General features: G+C 53.2%; 23 protein-coding genes and 1 pseudogene. 9 read left to right on the top strand and 15 right to left on the bottom strand.

What is annotated here, in order from left to right; genetic code table 11:
• Nucleotides 1-80: 80 nt before the first annotated feature.
• The 8 genes and pseudogenes from KB890_RS26350 to parM all read right to left on the bottom strand — a co-directional run bounded on the left by KB890_RS26350 (nucleotide 81) and on the right by parM (nucleotide 4,628).
• Complete coding sequence (locus tag KB890_RS26350) at nucleotides 81-848, bottom strand: hypothetical protein (protein WP_013214013.1); 768 nt, start codon at nucleotides 846-848, stop codon at nucleotides 81-83.
• 53 nt (nucleotides 849-901) lie between these two features.
• On the bottom strand, nucleotides 902-1,321 hold the full coding sequence (locus tag KB890_RS26355) for a DUF1380 domain-containing protein (RefSeq protein WP_001568043.1): 420 nt from the start codon (nucleotides 1,319-1,321) through the stop codon (nucleotides 902-904).
• Between the two features lie 9 nt (nucleotides 1,322-1,330).
• Nucleotides 1,331-1,552 (bottom strand): hypothetical protein, encoded by a 222-nt coding sequence (locus KB890_RS26360; RefSeq protein WP_001568042.1) that lies wholly within the window; start codon nucleotides 1,550-1,552, stop codon nucleotides 1,331-1,333.
• Nucleotides 1,552-2,253, bottom strand: coding sequence for a DNA methylase (locus KB890_RS26365; RefSeq protein ID WP_001568041.1), 702 nt, complete (start codon nucleotides 2,251-2,253; stop codon nucleotides 1,552-1,554). The genes KB890_RS26360 and KB890_RS26365 overlap by 1 nt, the downstream gene beginning before the upstream one ends.
• A gap of 71 nt (nucleotides 2,254-2,324) precedes the next feature.
• Nucleotides 2,325-2,494, bottom strand: a pseudogene (locus KB890_RS27630) (hypothetical protein); the annotation flags it as partial.
• A gap of 195 nt (nucleotides 2,495-2,689) precedes the next feature.
• Nucleotides 2,690-2,920, bottom strand: coding sequence for a hypothetical protein (locus KB890_RS26370; RefSeq protein WP_001568040.1), 231 nt, complete (start codon nucleotides 2,918-2,920; stop codon nucleotides 2,690-2,692).
• 62 nt (nucleotides 2,921-2,982) lie between these two features.
• Nucleotides 2,983-3,654: a plasmid partitioning/stability family protein gene (locus KB890_RS26375; RefSeq protein ID WP_013214012.1), complete on the bottom strand. Its 672-nt coding sequence runs from the start codon at nucleotides 3,652-3,654 to the stop codon at nucleotides 2,983-2,985.
• A 2-nt stretch (nucleotides 3,655-3,656) separates the two neighbouring features.
• Nucleotides 3,657-4,628: a plasmid segregation protein ParM domain-containing protein gene (parM, locus tag KB890_RS26380; RefSeq protein ID WP_004152353.1), complete on the bottom strand. Its 972-nt coding sequence runs from the start codon at nucleotides 4,626-4,628 to the stop codon at nucleotides 3,657-3,659.
• Nucleotides 4,629-4,861: 233 nt separating this feature from the next.
• Between parM and umuD the strand changes: the two genes are divergently transcribed.
• From umuD to KB890_RS27635, 5 genes are all read left to right on the top strand, one after another.
• On the top strand, nucleotides 4,862-5,293 hold the full coding sequence (umuD, locus tag KB890_RS26385) for a translesion error-prone DNA polymerase V autoproteolytic subunit (protein WP_001568036.1): 432 nt from the start codon (nucleotides 4,862-4,864) through the stop codon (nucleotides 5,291-5,293).
• Nucleotides 5,293-6,564 carry a Y-family DNA polymerase gene (locus KB890_RS26390; protein WP_004197646.1) on the top strand — a complete coding sequence of 424 codons (1,272 nt, stop codon included), beginning with the start codon at nucleotides 5,293-5,295 and terminating at the stop codon, nucleotides 6,562-6,564. The genes umuD and KB890_RS26390 overlap by 1 nt, the downstream gene beginning before the upstream one ends.
• Before the next feature lie 411 nt (nucleotides 6,565-6,975).
• Complete coding sequence (locus KB890_RS26395) at nucleotides 6,976-7,851, top strand: RepB family plasmid replication initiator protein (RefSeq protein ID WP_004098982.1); 876 nt, start codon at nucleotides 6,976-6,978, stop codon at nucleotides 7,849-7,851.
• A gap of 656 nt (nucleotides 7,852-8,507) precedes the next feature.
• Nucleotides 8,508-9,134 (top strand): ParA family plasmid-partitioning AAA ATPase, encoded by a 627-nt coding sequence (locus KB890_RS26400; protein ID WP_004197649.1) that lies wholly within the window; start codon nucleotides 8,508-8,510, stop codon nucleotides 9,132-9,134.
• Nucleotides 9,131-9,433: a hypothetical protein gene (locus KB890_RS27635; RefSeq protein ID WP_004197636.1), complete on the top strand. Its 303-nt coding sequence runs from the start codon at nucleotides 9,131-9,133 to the stop codon at nucleotides 9,431-9,433. Before KB890_RS26400 ends, KB890_RS27635 begins: the two co-directional genes overlap by 4 nt.
• Before the next feature lie 439 nt (nucleotides 9,434-9,872).
• Here the strand turns inward: KB890_RS27635 and KB890_RS26410 are convergent, their stop codons facing one another.
• The 7 genes from KB890_RS26410 to KB890_RS26440 all read right to left on the bottom strand — a co-directional run bounded on the left by KB890_RS26410 (nucleotide 9,873) and on the right by KB890_RS26440 (nucleotide 13,953).
• A complete protein-coding gene (locus KB890_RS26410; RefSeq protein WP_004197635.1) occupies nucleotides 9,873-10,667 on the bottom strand; it encodes a site-specific integrase in 795 nt (264 codons plus the stop codon).
• A 197-nt stretch (nucleotides 10,668-10,864) separates the two neighbouring features.
• Complete coding sequence (locus KB890_RS26415) at nucleotides 10,865-11,881, bottom strand: hypothetical protein (RefSeq protein WP_017899884.1); 1,017 nt, start codon at nucleotides 11,879-11,881, stop codon at nucleotides 10,865-10,867.
• Between the two features lie 10 nt (nucleotides 11,882-11,891).
• Nucleotides 11,892-12,206, bottom strand: coding sequence for a hypothetical protein (locus KB890_RS26420; RefSeq protein WP_053389906.1), 315 nt, complete (start codon nucleotides 12,204-12,206; stop codon nucleotides 11,892-11,894).
• 26 nt (nucleotides 12,207-12,232) lie between these two features.
• Nucleotides 12,233-12,628 (bottom strand): hypothetical protein, encoded by a 396-nt coding sequence (locus KB890_RS26425; RefSeq protein WP_017899885.1) that lies wholly within the window; start codon nucleotides 12,626-12,628, stop codon nucleotides 12,233-12,235.
• Between the two features lie 168 nt (nucleotides 12,629-12,796).
• Nucleotides 12,797-13,102, bottom strand: a complete 306-nt coding sequence (gene ccdB, locus KB890_RS26430) for a type II toxin-antitoxin system toxin CcdB (RefSeq protein WP_013023785.1) — start codon at nucleotides 13,100-13,102, stop codon at nucleotides 12,797-12,799.
• A gap of 1 nt (nucleotide 13,103) precedes the next feature.
• Nucleotides 13,104-13,322 (bottom strand): type II toxin-antitoxin system antitoxin CcdA, encoded by a 219-nt coding sequence (gene ccdA / locus KB890_RS26435; RefSeq protein ID WP_001568025.1) that lies wholly within the window; start codon nucleotides 13,320-13,322, stop codon nucleotides 13,104-13,106.
• A gap of 169 nt (nucleotides 13,323-13,491) precedes the next feature.
• A complete protein-coding gene (locus KB890_RS26440; RefSeq protein WP_160880186.1) occupies nucleotides 13,492-13,953 on the bottom strand; it encodes a hypothetical protein in 462 nt (153 codons plus the stop codon).
• Here KB890_RS26440 and vapB point away from each other — a divergent pair.
• From vapB to KB890_RS26460, 4 genes are all read left to right on the top strand, one after another.
• Nucleotides 13,910-14,140: a type II toxin-antitoxin system VapB family antitoxin gene (vapB, locus tag KB890_RS26445; RefSeq protein WP_001261282.1), complete on the top strand. Its 231-nt coding sequence runs from the start codon at nucleotides 13,910-13,912 to the stop codon at nucleotides 14,138-14,140. The two genes, KB890_RS26440 and vapB, sit on opposite strands and share 44 nt — an antisense overlap.
• Complete coding sequence (locus KB890_RS26450; RefSeq protein WP_001044770.1) at nucleotides 14,137-14,553, top strand: type II toxin-antitoxin system VapC family toxin; 417 nt, start codon at nucleotides 14,137-14,139, stop codon at nucleotides 14,551-14,553. Before vapB ends, KB890_RS26450 begins: the two co-directional genes overlap by 4 nt.
• 73 nt (nucleotides 14,554-14,626) lie before the next feature.
• A complete protein-coding gene (locus tag KB890_RS26455) occupies nucleotides 14,627-16,189 on the top strand; it encodes an ATP-dependent nuclease (protein WP_004206609.1) in 1,563 nt (520 codons plus the stop codon).
• Nucleotides 16,174-17,196: a helicase UvrD gene (locus KB890_RS26460; RefSeq protein WP_000361404.1), complete on the top strand. Its 1,023-nt coding sequence runs from the start codon at nucleotides 16,174-16,176 to the stop codon at nucleotides 17,194-17,196. The genes KB890_RS26455 and KB890_RS26460 overlap by 16 nt, the downstream gene beginning before the upstream one ends.
• Nucleotides 17,197-17,347: the final 151 nt, after the last annotated feature.

The raw sequence follows: 17,347 nt of genomic DNA on the forward strand, positions 1-17,347 counted from the left end.
GGCGACATCCTTATCGCACCACACCTCCTGTGCCGGCAGGCTGACAAGGGAGGGTCCCCCTCCCCTGACGCTCCGGGCTGTCACTCCTGAGTTCTGCTGGCGCGGGCCTCTCTCACCATTTCCCTTAAAACCCGGCGATCAAACCAGCGCCGGACCGGAGTGTCCGTAAAACGCAGCTGATCAGCGATAACCCCTGCGCTCCTGATAGTTTCCTCCCGCTCGTTAACCAGGGTGAGCAGGACCGGGCAGAATCGCGCATCGCGAATCAGAATGGCATCGAGGACCTGATCCAGCCTGTCGGTTTCGTCTTCGTCCAGGCAGTTATCATGATCATACTCCACGGCCAGCAAGCGCCAGTCACCGATCCGCCTGTCCATCAGACGGGGATTGACGGACGGCGTAAGCGCGGCGGCGATGCGCTTCGTATCCCGGTGGACGATTTCCGATATCTGCGTGAGGGAGGCTTTCAGGAAGGCCAGCAGATCGTCACATTCCGCCGCTGTCAGCCACTCCTGAGCGTAAGGCAGGCGGATAACCTGACAGTCAGCCAGCCGCTCCGGATGCGGATATGCCTGCACCGGAAAGAGATGCAGACGAGCCGGGGTTCCCGCCAGCCGCCGGGCGCTGGCGAGCAACAACGCTGCCCGGCCATACGTCAGCGGCTGACAAAGCTGTTCCGTAAGCGTGAGGATTTCCACGCCACTGAGAGAGCCGCAGGCGGCAAGCCAGCCGGGTACGGTTTCGGGGGCGACGGGCGCCATATCAACAGTGTCGGGCCAGCCAGCCTGGCGCAGCATCCGGTCGCCGTGACGCAGAATAAGCGTGTTAAGGGTTTCTTTTTTCATCATTATCGTCTCTGTCCGGGTTATATCACCCCGCCGCGTGGCGGGGCGATCTGCTGTCAGCTTTTCAGTAATGCCCGCACTTTTGCTGTATCCGCCAGGCGGCGCATTACGCTTTCCGGCACCGGGAGATTGCGATCCCGTGCGGTCCATTCCCTGTCCCACAATGCCTGTTCGGCGGTAATCAGCAGGGTTTCAAGCAGGTCAACCGGCACAGTCACCCTCTGCCCGTTCTCTTTCACCTGGTCTATCAGTGCCATCACCAGGCCGGCTGACACGCCCGACTCAAGCCGTTGTTCTTCCGGTATAGTGTCCATGCGTTCCAGTACTGCCCTTACGTCATGTTCTGAAAAGGAATATTCCATCCCGTCAGCCAGTGCTTCAATATCCGCCGGGGTCCAGATAATCAGGTTCAGCGGGGTTTCTGCGGGATATTGCTCATTCAGCATCCTGCAAAGATCTTCACGGGTTCCGTACATGTTCTCTCCTCAATCCAGAAAGCTTTCATCGAGCATCAGTGCAATATTGAACGCCTCATCCATCAGGACGCTGAGACGTCGCAGACTGATACCGGCAAGCCGTTCCGCCAGTCCGTCGTACCGGTAGTGGTACGTGTCTTCCAGCACTTTCAGGGTGGTTTTCAGGTCGCAAAGATTGTTCGCCAGCCCGGCCATATCGCGGCGCAGGGCTTCGTGTCCGTCGTAATTCATTACGCGGCCTCCGGAAGCCATTCATCGTTCGCCGCCGGGGTATTTACGGCCCGGTGCATGGCGGCCAGTCGTTCGGTTCCGGCCCGGTGGTACTGCGCCAGCATTTCGATGCCGATATAGCGGCGTCCGGCACGGTATGCAGCGACGCAGGTCGAACCGCTTCCGGCAAACGGGTCGAGAACAATCGCGCCCGGAGCGCTGAATGACTCAATCAGCGGCTGTAGCGCCTCCACTGGTTTCTGCGTCGGATGCAGGGTATTACCGGTATACGGGAAGGGCAGCACATCCGGCAGCGGTTTAAGGGGCGGCACGGGGCGGCCTTTGGCAAGGACATAAGCCCCTTCATGGCAGTAGTCCACAAATCCGCGTCGGGCCCTGGCGTTACGACGGTTGGAGGCATAGTTTTTGGTGAACACAAGCTGGCCCACGGCATAGAATCCTGCCGCCTTCCACGCGGCCATAAAGCGGTCCACACGGTTCCAGCCGTAGAAGCTCACCATCAGCGCGTCTTTTTTAAGGACGCGGTACATCTCCAGCGTGGCCGGTTGCAGCCATTCGTCCGTCACATCCCCGGCAATCTGTCTGCCCTGACGGTCCTTAAAACCGACGAGGTAAGGCGGATCGGTCACAATAAGGTCCACGGCACGGTCGGGGAATCCGCGCATCACATCAATACAGTTCCCGAGAATGAATCTGGACATGGCAGCACTCCTGTAGTCTGAGGGGGCAGGAGGCATCACCGCGATACCGTTCCCTGCCGCACGCTGCCTGTTCATCGCGTCCGGTCACGGGTCAGGCCGACCGTGGAATACCGCAGCCGTCCGTCTTTTGGACGGCAAGGATATGCCGCGAAAGCGGCTTGAAGGGCGTTCCTTAAAAGGGCGAGGGACTGGCGTACACTCTCAACGACGCCGGGCCGGAGCGGAAAAACCGCCCGTCCCGTACCAGACCGGACGCGAGACACTGGCAGCGGGCGGCAGGCTGGCGTTAACTCCAGGCGAACGGGGAATTACCGGCATACCTGTCCACAAATCCGGGGCTTAAAATTGTGGATAACCTGAAGGCAAACGACGGAGAAGCGCGGGAGAACAGACGCCACCACGTCTGTTCTTTTTTTGAACAACCGGAAAGTTTGTATCAGCGGTTCAGGGATTTATCCCCGGCCAGGGACAGGCCAATATAGACGCCCGCCCCCCAGATGACCTGCGACAAAATGAAAACCCACTGCGGAACGTCGAAAACCAGAAGCGGAAGCAGACATACCGTCACAATGCCAATCAGCCGGCTGCCAAATTTTCTTCGCACCGGTTCACTGCTGTCGACGGGAATGCGGGCGAGACGGAGAACATTTCTGAATCCTGGTGACATGAGAACCGCCCTGGGATGCCAGTCATTTGAAATCGGTGTAGTAGTGGATGTGATTCGTACTGTTAGTCGCCGAATGCACGCCGCATATTTTTCTTTATTTCCCGGGTATCCGACCCGGACACCGGCGCGGCAGATGCTGCCGGCGTATCCGGTACTGCAGCTGCAGCCCTGTTCACGTCAGCGGTGCCGGCCATCTGCTGAACCAGTGCCTGCAGCTCACTGACCGAGGTGGGCGGTACCGGCATACTGGCCAGCAGGCGCGGCAGTTCAGGCGCCGTCGTGTGGAGGGCAAGACCGGTGATAATCAGGTTTCTCAGCAGATCCCCACGCAGACGGGATGACGCTTCCGTCAGCACACTTTCCACCCGTTCCCCACTCCGGCCATTCTGAAGCGTCAGGGTGTAACGCCGGCGCTGGTATTCCGTCTCCGGTGACACGGGCAGAGCAGCCCCACCATTTTCGGGCTCATCCGGAAGGCCGGTGAGTGAGGACCAGGTTCCGGAGACCAGGGCCATCACGGCGCAAAGGCGGACAGCGCTTAGCTGCCCGGCAAAGAACACCGGGATCAGCGCCGGTAAACGGGCATCCACCTGGTATACCACCGCCCCGGCGGTGGCGGCGGTACGGATGAACTCACCGCGCAGGGGCTGTGAGATGGTGCTGATGGTTGCCATCGCCGCGATGTCGGTGCGATCGTCGCTGTGCAGATAGAAAGAATACTGGCCGTCCGGCACGTTTAGTCCTCTTTATTGTAAAGGGCAATCTCCCTGGCCAGCGCCATCTGCGGATCGCCTATAACCTCGATACGGTCATGAGCCAGAGGCCAGGCCTGACGGATAGCTTCTTCTATGAGGGAAGCCCCTCCCCCGACCAGGAATACCCGGTTAACGTTCCTGAAGGCCGTCAGCTCACTGGTGACACGCGCCCCCAGGGAAGTGATTGCCTCTGTTATTTTGTTCCGAACCTCGTCAATTTTACCGGCATCGTTGATCACACGCTGCAGATACTGACGATCATTGCGGTTGCGGATGACAGTGTCAGCGATGAGGGCGCTGGTTTCGCTGTCTGCCGCACGCAGCGCGCCTGCAGCTGCGCGGGTGACCTGTGACACACCGACAGACGGATTACCGTGCACCGCACTGATATCATCAAACTGGCCGACAATCACACCGGCATCGAGCGTGGTACCACCGAGATCGATAATCAGGGTGGTCTCAGCGGGGCCGGGTTTCAGCTCCGCGAGACGGGAGAACGCCGCCGGTAGTGATTCCGGCATCACCTTCACGTCCGTTACGGTAAATGCCCTGCCCTTATTCAGAACCAGCTCACGCATCAGGTTTTCCCGTTTGCGTCGTATGTTCTCCTCGTTCCGCTGGCAGTCCCCGTCGTAATACTCACTCAGGGGCAGCGTCACGGTCAGGCTCACCGGCTGCGGCTCCAGTCCGCTGTTCAGCAGCGCATGATGCACGGCCAGCAGGTTGAGATCACCGTACTGATATTCCACGTTTGTTGTCGGGATGGCATCCCGACTGACGCTGTCCCAGGTGTATTTCAGCGTCCCCACCTGATAGTTGAACGTTGCCGCACTGAATTCCGCCACTTTCCAGCCATGCCGGAAGGAGTTCGCAGAAACCCGGGTCTGAAGCTCATCGCCTTCAAACCATGCCAGCTTAACATTAGTTGAACCATCATCGCAGTAAATATTCATCAATATGCTCCGTTAGTTACACTCAATTTGATACCAATTATAAGAGCAAAATGAAAAAAACAAAGTAATATTTCTCAATATGAGCAATATAAAAATATCAAAATGATTAATATAAGCATTTTGAACACCTTTATTTACTCAAAATGTTCTTAAGGCATGCGATCTGGATTATCGTCACGCTGTTAAATATACTGTATGCATAACCAGTAAAAATTAGAGTGTCAGGAGGAAAGATGAAACTACAACTTTTCAGCACCGGGAAAGAACTCCCGCCACAGGCCCATCCATTGTTTGCCGATCTGGCCAGCTGCGGTTTTCCCAGCCCTGCTGCTGACTATGTCGAGTCCGATCTGGATCTCCATGATTACTGCATACGGCATCCGAGCGCGACGTACTACCTGCGTGCCAGCGGAGACAGCATGGCCGACGGCAGTCTGTACAATGGCGATCTGCTGGTTGTGGACAGTGCTGAAAAGCCGCGGCACGGCGATATCGTTGTCGCCAGCGTACAGGGGGAGTTTACGGTGAAACGGCTTCTGCTGACGCCGCGACTGACGCTGCAGCCCATGAATGCCTCCTGGTCGCCGATTTATCCTGATCCCGACGAGCTGGATATCTTTGGCGTTGTCACGCATATCATCCACCGCCCGAGGGAGATGTACTGATGTTTGCCCTGGCCGATGTGAACAGCTTCTATGCCAGCTGTGAACGTGTTTTCCGCCCGGATTTGAAAGGAAAGCCGATAGTCGTCCTGAGCAACAACGACGGGAACGTAATCGCTCGCAGTGCCGAGGCGAAGCCCTGGATCAAAATGGGAACTCCGTGGTTTCAGATAAAAAACGAAAGGTACCCGGAAAAAATATATGCGTTTTCAAGTAATTATGAACTTTACGCCTCGATGTCGGCGCGCGTGATGAACTGCCTGGAGGAACTGGCCCCCAGGGTGGAACAGTATTCCATTGATGAGATGTTCCTCGACCTGACCGGCGTGGAGCACTGTATGGGGCTTGAGGACTTCGGCCGGCAGCTGCGTCAGCACGTGTATGACTGTACCCGCCTGACCATTGGCGTGGGCGCCGGACCAACGAAAACCCTCGCAAAATCAGCCCAGTGGGCCTCAAAAGAGTGGAAACAGTTTCGTGGCGTACTCGCGCTGACCAGGGGAAATCCGCAAAGGACGCGGAAACTGCTTTCACTGCAGCCGGTTGAAGAAATCTGGGGGGTGGGTAACCGTATTGCACGCAAGCTAAATGTGCTGGGCATAAAAACCGCGCTCGATCTGGCTCTGACGAACCCGGCCTTCATCCGCAAAAATTTTTCTGTGGTCCTTGAGCGAACGGTACGGGAACTGAACGGGGAAAGCTGCCTTTCGCTTGAGGAAGCCCCTCCGACGAAACAGCAAATTGTCTGCAGCCGCAGTTTTGGCGTGAAGATCACGGAGTACGAGTCACTCCGTCAGGCTATCTGTCAGCACGCAGAGCGGGCCTCTGAAAAACTGCGTAAAGAGCACCAGTATTGCCGGCATATTTCCGTTTTCATCAAAACGTCTCCGTTCGCCATTAAAGAGCCTTACTACGGCAACGTGGCTACGGAAAAACTGCTTACGCCCACTCAGGACACCAGGGACATCATTGCAGCCGCCACAATGGCTCTGGAGCGTATCTGGAGGGATGGGCACCGGTATGCCAAAGCCGGAGTTATGCTGAATGACTTCACCGGCTCCGGCGTTTCGCAGCTGCAGCTGTTTGACGAACGCCCGCCACGCCCTCACAGTGCTGAGCTGATGAGGGTTCTGGACGGGATCAACAACTCAGGGCTGGGTAAAGTATGGTTTGCCGGTAGAGGAATTGCGCCATCCTGGCAAATGAAACGCGATATGCTCTCCCCTGCGTACACCACTCGCTGGAGAGATATCCCCGTTGCGAGGATCGGTTAAATTTTGCCTTTCAGAGAGAGCCAGCAGTGCTCGCCGCAGCCGAACGACAGGGCGAAGCCCGCGAGTGAGCGAGGAAGCACCAGGGGAGCTGAAGCCTTTTAAAGCACCTTACGCACTTAAGTTCTATAGATTCCATAATGAGTTATCCACATATCCTTTGAGTAGATCCAATAACTTACCCTTAGTTATCCAAATAGATCCAAACTGATCCCTTTAGCGGCAAAACCTTTGTTTACGGGCTTCGTAGCGATTTCAGGTGTGTCGTAGTGGGAAAAAGGTGTTCTGAAGCGGGAAAAAGGTGTGTCAAAACGGGGTAAGGGTGGGTAGAATCGGGAAGAAAGGTGTGTCGAAACGGGAAATAGTTAATATTTAGGCACATATCGATCATATGCTATGAATGGATATAACTATATGAATGAGAATGTTTATATCGGCGAGGTTATAGGTCCAGATTGTGAAAGTGTTAACAATAAACTCACCGTCACAAGTAAGGCCACAGTTCAGCCTGTAGCCCTGATGAGATTAAATGTTTTTGTTCCTTCAAGCAGGCCTGCAAAGGGCACCAGAACATCAATCGATGCGACCTCTGTTCTCAAGGATCTGGAATTCTCAAGGCGGGAGGGGTACGACGATATTCGTATAACCGGTGAACGGTTGAGTATGGCCATCGACTTCAAGGTATGGGTCGGTATCATAGAAGCTTTCAGTAAGTACGGTTTAAAAACCAACAGCATTAAGCTTACTTTTCATGAGTTTGCTGGAATGTGCCGCTTTGAGTCTAAGAGATTCGATTCCCGTCTTAGAAAAAGTATTTCAGAAGCTTTGACCAGGATACGTGGCAAGACCATTACCTTTACCCGTAGCGACTCAGAGGGCCTTCAAAAAGTTTCCGTAACAGGTTTGCTTAAGACAGGTGAACTGGATTTTGCAAACGACCAGGTGGAACTTGAAGCTGATCAGCGACTATGGGAACTCTACCAAACTGATTACACTGTTCTGCTACGACATAAACCGATAAACGCTTTAACCCGAAAGGAAGCAGCTCAGGCCCTGTATACTTTCATCGAAAGCCTGCCTACGAACCCAGTCCCCATATCTTTCAAACGAATACGAGACAGGCTCTCATTGCTCTCTCCGGTAAAGGAACAGAACCGTATCATTAAACTGGCCCTCAAGCAGTTGCAGGATATTGGGTACCTTGACCACAGCATCACCAAAAAAGGTAAAGAGACTTTCATTCTGATCCACCGTCGCTCAGCAAATCTGAAACCAGGAACAGCTGTATAAGGTGTGTCAAAACGGGAAAGCAACGCGATTAAGGTGTGTTGAAACGGGAGGTCTCTTCTTAAACATCTTGATAGGTGTGTTGTAGGGGGAAGCCTCGCCTTAAACGTCTTAATAGGTGTGTTGTAGCGGGATGAGAACCTGTTAAATGTGTGTTTTTATCTGTATATACTTACGCACCTTCCCACTTCAACACACCTTTTTGGATAGAAGTGAGAAGCTATCCCGCTTCTCACCACCTTTTACCAAATTTGTCTCACCGACTCCCCACTTCGACACACCGAAGATTCAAAGGCTTCCCACTACGCCCCACTTTTTGCTTCACGCGGTCATAACTGGTTGATACTACCCTCCCTAAAGGTAGCCTGGAGTTGAAAGCCGCATTATGTGGTTCTATGGGGATTTCGGATAAAGGCACCACTTTGCCATCTTGTTATCTTGTTATCTTGTTATCTTGCTATCTTGCTATCTTGCTATCTTGTTATATTGTTATCTTGTTATCCTAACATCTTACTAATTTGTTAAGATACAAAAACAATTCAGTTATAAATCACACAGTTAACAACTTAACAAGATATTAACTTAATAAAGAAATTGCAATATTGTCGCCTGTTTGGCAATATTAAGTTGTTAACTTAACAACTTAATATGAGGCTATGATGATAATAGTATTGGGTAGTCAAAAGGGTGGGGTTGGTAAAAGTACACTGGCGGTATCTATAGCTGCGTATCTGATGTCACTGGGCAATAGAGTGATCATTGTCGACGCAGATGACCAGAAATCTGTATTGACCTGGTACAACAATCGTCCTGAAGATCTTCCCCATATTCCGGTTACTGGCGCAACAGGCAACATCAAAGCCATGCTAAAGGAACACGAGAAATCTTATGACTTTGTCATCGCAGACTGTGCTGGCCGCGACAGTGCAGAAATGCGTAGTGGGTTGATGGCCGCTGACGTATTCATTTCTCCGTTGCGGCCTTCTCAGATGGACCTGGATGTAGTGCCTCATACATGCTCTGTTTTTACAGCAGCAAAAGATTTTAATGAGGACGTCCGGGGATATCTCGTTTTAAACATGACGCCCACGAACATGTTTGTCAATGAAGCAAATCAGGCAGCTGACGTACTCAAGGATTATCCTGAAATGCGTCTGGCTAGTTCCCGAGTTTGTGATCGAAAAGCGCATCGAGATGCCTGGGCAGAATCAATGACAATTTTTGAAACGCAAAATGACAAAGCACAACAAGAAATCGAATCGTTAGTTAAAGAGGTTATTCTGTGAGAAATAGAGCAAATACTCCATCTCGTGATGAGGCAGCGTTTATTAACGGTGGTACTGCTGGTATTGATAATACCAAAGTGACTTCAGAGAGACCATTGGCTGTAAGTAAAGCAAAACCAGTGAGCATTTCCTTTTTTGAAGAAAACTTAAAAGACATTGATGATCTTATAACGGGTGAAATGATTTCAGGTAAAAGCAGAGTGAATCGTTCTGACGTAGTCAGGGCAGCGGTAGAGGCACTAAAAAGTTTATCAAAAACAGAGATATCCAGATTAATCGCAGAAGCGAAACAACGATAATATCTTGTTATCTTGTTATCTTGTTATCTTGTTATCTTGTTATCTTGTTATCTTGTTATCTTGTTCAGGGTGGTAACACCTTTTATATCGAGGCAACAACTTCGCGATAGTGAAAATTTGCGGATGGCCTCAGTCCTATACATAAGGGGATATACATGAATTCAAATACTACAATCGCCTTACATTTTTCGCTTGCATTACTATTTACGTTGCTATCAGTGGCTGGTAGCAACCATGATTTAGCAGGAGTTGTATCTCAATTATTCCTTATTTTCATGGCTGCATTTTTTTTCTTTAGGGCAATGAGGGCCTTTCTGAACATAATTAATGTGATTGAAAGCTGTAAAAAGTGAGGCTGGATAAGCCCCCATTAAGCTTGGACTGTTTCCCACACAAGAACTACTTTAGGTCGAAACCTGGGGTATTACCCATAGTTGACCTATGTAGATTGGTTTGGGGTTAACTTTTTTATCAACGCAACAGCTTCAGCTTCCGGCATAGCAAACTGCACCCGGTGCCGTGCCGCGACATCGAGCGCAAACACCTTCGTATAGACCTCCGTGGAACTGATCGATTTGTGGCCCATCAGGCTCTGCAAAACCTTCAGAGGTATGCCGGCGTACAGCATATGCATCGCGTAGGAGTGACGGAACGTATGGGGGGTAACCGGTACTGAGAACGTCACCCCGTCGGCCGCTGCGGCCTCCACCGCTTCGCTAAGCCAGGTGCGCACGGTACGGTCTGTGATCTCCCAGATACGTGCCTTCTCCATTCTGCCGGTGCGCTTGTTTCGTCTTTCCAGCGGAATTTTCAGGGTGGCCACCATCATCTGCAGCTGGCTGACATAGTGGTGATCGGAAAGGGGAACCAGACGATGGACCTGACTGCCTGCGGGGGCACGACCTGCCGTCCTGGCCGCTTTCTCGGTGCGCTGCTTGAGCGTGGCCAGCTGCACGAACGGATACGGCGGCACCAGCGAAAAATCCCCCCGGGTCAGCGCGAGCGCTTCATTAATGCGCGCGCCGGTGTTCCACAGCGTCGCCAGCAGCATCTTGCGGTGAAGATCCGGCACGTAATGGAGCAGGGCGCTGACTTCCGGCGCCAGCAGGTATTTCGGCAGTTCATCCTGCACGAGCGCCATCTGGCGCAGGGCGAGGGCGGCAGGGTAATCGATGGCCACCGGGAGCAATGTTCCGGGAGATGCCGGAGATCCAACTGGAACCAGGTTATTCATAATTTCTGTTAATTTTTTTCTTTGCCGAGAATTTTCTTCGTAATATTACCGGAGTCAGGATGACTAACCAGCCAGCGACGGCCAGCCAGAAAACAGACGAAGTCACAAACAAAACTACCCCGTCAATGACGGTAGACACGATATTTTCGGGCACAGGTTTCACTCCTCTTCAGTGGGTGGCTATGGAACGGGAACATTCATGACACCAACATCCAGTAGATAAAGCACAGAAAACCCATCCCCCATCCCCAGAACAGGATCTGGCCGCGGTATTTATCCCGCAGGTTAAAAAAGGGATGTGCCTGCAGGTCAACGAGCTCCTCACTTTGCGAGGCAAGCTCCCTTTCCAGCTCCAGGATTCTTTTCTGCGACTGAGCACACAGGGTAGCCAGCCGGATGACCCCGGTTGCCCGTTGCGCCACCTCCAGGTCTGAATCCCCGCTCTGCGGCAGAGACAGTTTTTCTGCCCGCAGCGGCAGGGCGTCACATTTCTCGTCCGGGAGCTGGCCCTCTTTCCTGTGCAACAGATGATAAAATGGACGATTCTTAAGTGAAGTAATTAACTGTTTTTGCGACCGTTTTTTGCCTTCGAGCTGCACGATTTTTTCCTGCAGCCCGCGATAACAGTCTTCCAGCCGGCGTACCGCGGATACCAGGGGCTCCACCCGGAGCGTTGAGCACCTGCCCCGTGGCAACTGCAGTTCGTCTGCCCGCAGCGGCATTGAGCTGGTTTCCCCCGCCGGGAACCGGAAACCCATTGCGTGCCACAGCCTGTCCCTCCGGATCTTGTTTTCTTCGTTTTCTTCATCAACCCGGGAAATTTCAATCGGCAAAACCAGGGTTGCTGGCGGAAGGCCTCTGGCCCAGAGAACAAACTGCTGCGTGATCCAGCTACCCAGGCCGAGTCCCTGCAGGCGGCGTTCCAGTCTGAACTCATCTGTAAACAGATGCAGGGCCTTCTGTTGAGGCCAGTAGATTGCAGTGAAAGTCTGAGTCTTCGTCAGTTCGGTATCGGCAAGGTACAGTGTCATTATGCAGGAGACCCGGTACAATCCGTCGGGAAAATGGTCAGAAGTTGGCCCCCACGATTCCTCCCTGCTCAGAATAACGACCAGATTTTCCTCCTGGCGGGTACTGTTATTTGTAATGATCTCCGGCAATGTCACGAGCCACATTGTTTTGTCGTCACCAGTCCGGGTAACACAGTCGGTCATGTTTTTTTCCCTAACAGTGAAGTGAACAATACACTTTAAAGACCTTATTGATGAGGCAGGCTTTCCACGGCGGAGCGCTGTGTTCAGACTGCGGCAGATGGTAGTCACCCGTGAGCACCCAGAAATCAGGCTGGCCTGATTGTTCTGCCACCATTCTGCCGTTTCGTTTGAGAATTTTTGGAGATCGCCATTTCTGACGCCTGCGGGCTGTCTCGATGGGGCTGTCCTCATTAAGGCCAGAATAAAGCCACAGCTCCTGGTGGCCATATACATCCTCAAGCTCCCGGACCACATCGTTAAATGAGCTAAATGTTGGTGTACCCATACCTCGCCTCAAAAATAGTATCCGGTTCAATAGTCATTCTTGCCAAACAGCTGAGGCAGTTCATCAAACAACATCACATGGCGGGTGCGCTTTCCCTTGAAAATGCGCCTCATCACTGGCGTGAAATCCGCAGGCTCCCAGCCATAGGGCCACGTATAGAAGATTCCGGCTTTCAGCGTGTTATCTGGTCGTTCAGGGCCAGCGACGATACGTCTTACCTCCGCGCTCAGGGCCTCACCGCGCAGGCCGTACTGTCCCAGGTAACGACGCAGCCGCGTTCTCGGCATCCGCGGATCGGATTTCACGTAAGCATTAATATCCATATGCTGCGTGGCGGTGATGATATTCATGCCGTACTTGCGCATGGTGCTGAAAGCGGTGGCCATCACGTCTGTCTCTGGTTCGCCATCAGTTCTGTTCATCTGGTTTCCTTTTACTGACTTAAGGGTGTTTGTGTGAACCGTTCGTTTAAGCTGACCCCGCGAAAGCCTGCAGGGCATCCGCTCCGGAGGGCAGTTCATGCTGAGGGTTAAGCTCTGCGGCAATGCTTCGTTTTGACATCCTCGATGTCTTTCAGGGCGGGGAGGCTGTCAAATTCCCCAGAACATCAGGTTTATCGCATTTTTGATGTCATTTTCCCGGTGGCTGAGATCGGCCACTTCCTCCCCGGTGACGGAGGACGTGACGCTGGCCATGTCCGTGGTCATCAGGCGGTAGCTTTCATCCCCGATGTGCACCACCGGATAGAGTTCACGGGAAACCTTATCCGACAGCAGCCGGGCGCTGGCCAGCGGGATCACCATCCGTCGCCCGGGGGTATCGATGATGTCACTCTGCACATCCACGAACAGACGATAGCGGCTCTCTCTTTTATAGGCATAAACCTTAAACTGCATCTCACCAGTCCCTGTTTTCGTCGGCGAATGAACCGTTCATCTCAATAAAGCGGGCAACCTCGGCCATCCCTTCCTGATTTTCAGCCTGCCAGCGTTCGGAACGCAGACGACGGGCCTCATTCTGCATGGCCCTGTTCACCAGGGCGGAGATATTGACGTCTGCGGATTTCAGTAACTGATAACTGTCGCTGTCTATGGTGACAGTGATGCGCTGCTTCATAATGCACTCCGGAATACATACTGATGATATGCATATCAGTATAGCGTAAGGATGCAGCTGACTCACGCCCGCCTGAAACATACTGTTATGTCGCCATTAATTTCACTTCGTGAAATTCACATACAAAATAATCACCTTAGAGATAACAAGCAGCCATACAGCCACGCCGTTAAATTACAGGACGGCCGTTCCGTCCGGATCCGACTTTTCGCGCTTTACGAAGTTTCCGGAAGTGTACCACGGTGAGAGAATAAGCAAAGCGGCGTTTTCCGGTGGTGAGCGGCCGGTCACGGGGGAGGGGAGGGACACAACATATAGCGTCATCCTCAGCTGGGAACACCGCTACATCTTGTGTTGCCGGGCCGCTGCGCGCCGGAGCCGTTCCGGCAGATCCGGAACTAGCTTTTTTCGGATCTGACCGGGAAAAGAGAGAATACAACATAGGTTCAACATATCCATATGCCGGGCATCTGCATAGGTGTGGCATACGCATATACTTACCATCTGCATATGCTATGACTATACATATGCTTTGCATCTGCATATACTGAACATAGTCATACAGGCCGGTCGGCCAGGAGGAAATGATGAGAACTGTATCCATTTTTAAAAACGGCAATAACCGCGCCATTCGTCTGCCCCGCGATCTGGATTTTGAGGGAGTGAGCGAGCTGGAGATCGTCCGGGAAGGGGACAGCATTATTTTGCGTCCCGTCCGGCCGACCTGGGGCTCGTTCGCGCAGTTCGAGAAGGCAGACCCGGACTTTATGGCGGAGCGCGAGGACGTTGTCAGCGACGAAGGACGATTTAACCTGTGAACAAGACCTATATGCTCGACACCTGTATCTGCTCGTTCATCATGCGCGAGCAGCCGGAAGCCGTCCTGAAGCGCCTGGAGCAGGCGGTGCTGCGCGGCCAGCGCATCGTTGTCTCGGCCATCACTTATTCTGAAATGCGCTTCGGGGCCACCGGCCCGAAGGCCTCCCCGCGCCACGTCGAGCTGGTCGACGCGTTCTGCGCCCGCCTCGATGCCATCCTGCCCTGGGATCGCGCTGCGGTGGACGCCACCACGGAGATTAAGGTGGCGCTGCGAATGGCCGGGACGCCGATCGGCCCGAACGACACGGCCATTGCCGGGCACGCCATCGCCGCCGGTGCCGTGCTGGTGACGAATAATACGCGGGAATTTGAGCGGGTACCGGGTCTTGTGCTGGAAGACTGGGTAAGATAACGCTGTAAAACAAAACAGGCGGTCTGGCGCAGCCGGACACTCTTTCAGTCAGCGGTATATAAAGGAATAAAAGATGCCTCTGATCACGCGGCTTATGCTGCAAAACTTTAAAAAGTTTCCGGAACTGGACCTGCGCTTCACTCATGACCGTAACATTCTGGTCGGGGACAATGAGTCCGGGAAAAGCACGATTCTGCTGGCCCTTGACCTTGTGCTGAGTGACAGCCGGCACCGGGTCGAGGCATTGGGTGTGGAATCGCTCCTGTCCCAGTCAGCAGTAAGGCAGTTTCAGGAAGGTGAGCGCCGCGCCGATCAGTTACCCGTGCTGACAGCTGACGTTTTCCTGAGTAATGGGGGAGATCCTGACCTGAACGGCAGGCAAAATCTGGCGGGTATCAATGCGGATGGTCTCAGAATGCGTATTGCACCAATGACGGAGGAATACGGCCAGGATATTCACAATGTACTACAGCAGGATCCCGATAATTTTCCCTATGAATACTATTCCGTGCGGTTCAGCACCTTCTCCGGTGGTCATTTCGCCAGCTTCAGACGCTATCTGCGCCATCTGCTCTTAGACAGTGCACGCATCGATAACGAGCACGCCGCACAGGAATATACGCGCACAGTTTACAGCGTCAATGTGCCGGTGGCCGATCGGTACCGGCTTGAAAACAGTTACCGGCAACAGAAAATGCACTTCTGCACCCGGCATCTGTCAGCCATAAACGACACGCTGGAAACGTATCAGTTTGGCGTGCGTTCCGGTGCTAAATCAGGGCTTGAGGCGAATCTGGACATTACCGAGGACGGTATTTCCATTCGTCACCGTGGAAAAGGAAGGCAGTGCTTCATCAAAACGGAGTTTGCGCTGCAGCGGCATCAGCAGCAGGGAGAGCTCCACGTACTGTTGCTTGAGGAGCCGGAAAATCATCTCAGCCATGTCAGTATGAAGAGGCTGGTTAATCAGCTTGCCACTGAACGGCAGACGCAGGTGTTTATTGCCACACACAGCAGCCATATCTCCTCCCGCCTCGATCTGCGTAAGGCAATCCTCCTCGGGTCTGCCCGGCCGGTACTGATGAATGAACTTTCCGCTGAGACTGCCGCCTTCTTCATGAAAGCACCGGATAATAACGTACTGGAATTTGCGCTGGCCAGACGTGTGCTGCTCGTGGAGGGGGATGCTGAGTTTATTCTGATCGAGGCCTTTTATCGCCGCCTGTATGGCAGGGCACCGGAGGAAGACGGAGTTCACATCATCGCTATCGGCGGAACGAGTTTCCGTCGTTATCTTGAACTGGCCCGTCTTCTGGAAAATCGCGTCGCGGCCCTTCGTGATAATGACGGCAACTATCAGCAAAACTGCGATGAACGCTATGCTGACGTGATTTGTTCCCGCTCCCGGGTATTTGCTGATCGCGATAACACCCGATCCACATTTGAAATCAGCCTGTATCAGGATAACGCTGATCTGTGTGATACGCTTTTCCGCGGACCCCGCCGGACACTCACGGTGCAGGAATACATGCTGGCCAATAAGGCAGAAGCAGCATTCCGGCTGTTACAGCTGCACGCCGGAGAGCTGACCGTACCTGATTATATTCAGGAGGCACTGGCATGGATAAGAGAGTGATATTTGCGGTTGCCGGCTCGGGCAAGACCACGCTGCTGATACGACGGTTGAGTGAGGACAGGAGGACGCTGCTCCTGACCTTCACCGTGAATAATGAAGCGCATCTGCGGGCACAGATTATCAGACGTTTTGGCTTTATCCCGGAAGGGATCAGGGTGATGACCTGGTTTGAGTTTCTGCACGGTTTTTGCTTCCGGCCTTTCCTGCAGGAGCAGCTGGCATCGCGTGGCCTGAGCTTCGACCAGCCCCCACCCAGAATACCGCGCACGAATGCCCGGCATTATCAGGATCCCGCCGGACGGCTGTATCACCGGAGGCTCGCACATTTACTGACAGCCCGGGGGTTGCTGCCGGATATCCGTATCCGGCTTGCCCGTTACTATGATGAACTGCTTGTCGATGAAGTCCAGGACTTTGCCGGACATGACTTTAATTTTCTGCTGGAGCTCTGCCGCGCGGAAATCACTGTGCTCTGTTGCGGCGATTTTTATCAGCATACCTTTGATACAAGCCATGACGGCAACGTTAATTCAACGCTGCACGACGACATCACGCGATATGAGGCCCGCTTCGACGCAGCAGGTTTCGCGGTTGACCGGGACACGCTCAACCGGACATGGCGTTGCTCAGCTTCAGTGTGCGAGTTTATCACCGGGCAACTGAACATCCGTATCGCTGCCCATGGGATACATGCCTCCCTGATTGAAACGATCGCAGATACAGAGCGCTCAGCCACCCTGCACGCCGATAATACGGTGATTAAGCTCTTCTATCGTGAACATCACCGTTACGGCTGCTATTCCATGAACTGGGGCGCCAGTAAAGGGCTCGATCACTTTCAGGATGTCTGCATTGTGATGGGATCCTCCCACTGGAAGCTTCTGACCCGTCAGGAACTGGCAACCCTTCCACCGTCGTCCCGTAACAGGCTGTACGTGGCATGCTCACGGGCGCGCGGCAACATTTATTTTGTTCCCGAAACTCATCTGCGCCGATTCCGAAACTGAGTTACCGACTTCTCAGTCGGGCACAAATCAGTAAAAAGCGAGGGTCATCGACGGGAATACCGGCTGGACAGGTGCGGTTCCGGTTCTCGCTTTCCGGAACCTGGCTAACAATATGTAACATTATCATTAAATACAATTATGCCAGTTATTT

It is taken from the genome of Klebsiella sp. P1954, from assembly GCF_018199955.1.
GTDB lineage: Bacteria > Pseudomonadota > Gammaproteobacteria > Enterobacterales > Enterobacteriaceae > Klebsiella > Klebsiella pneumoniae.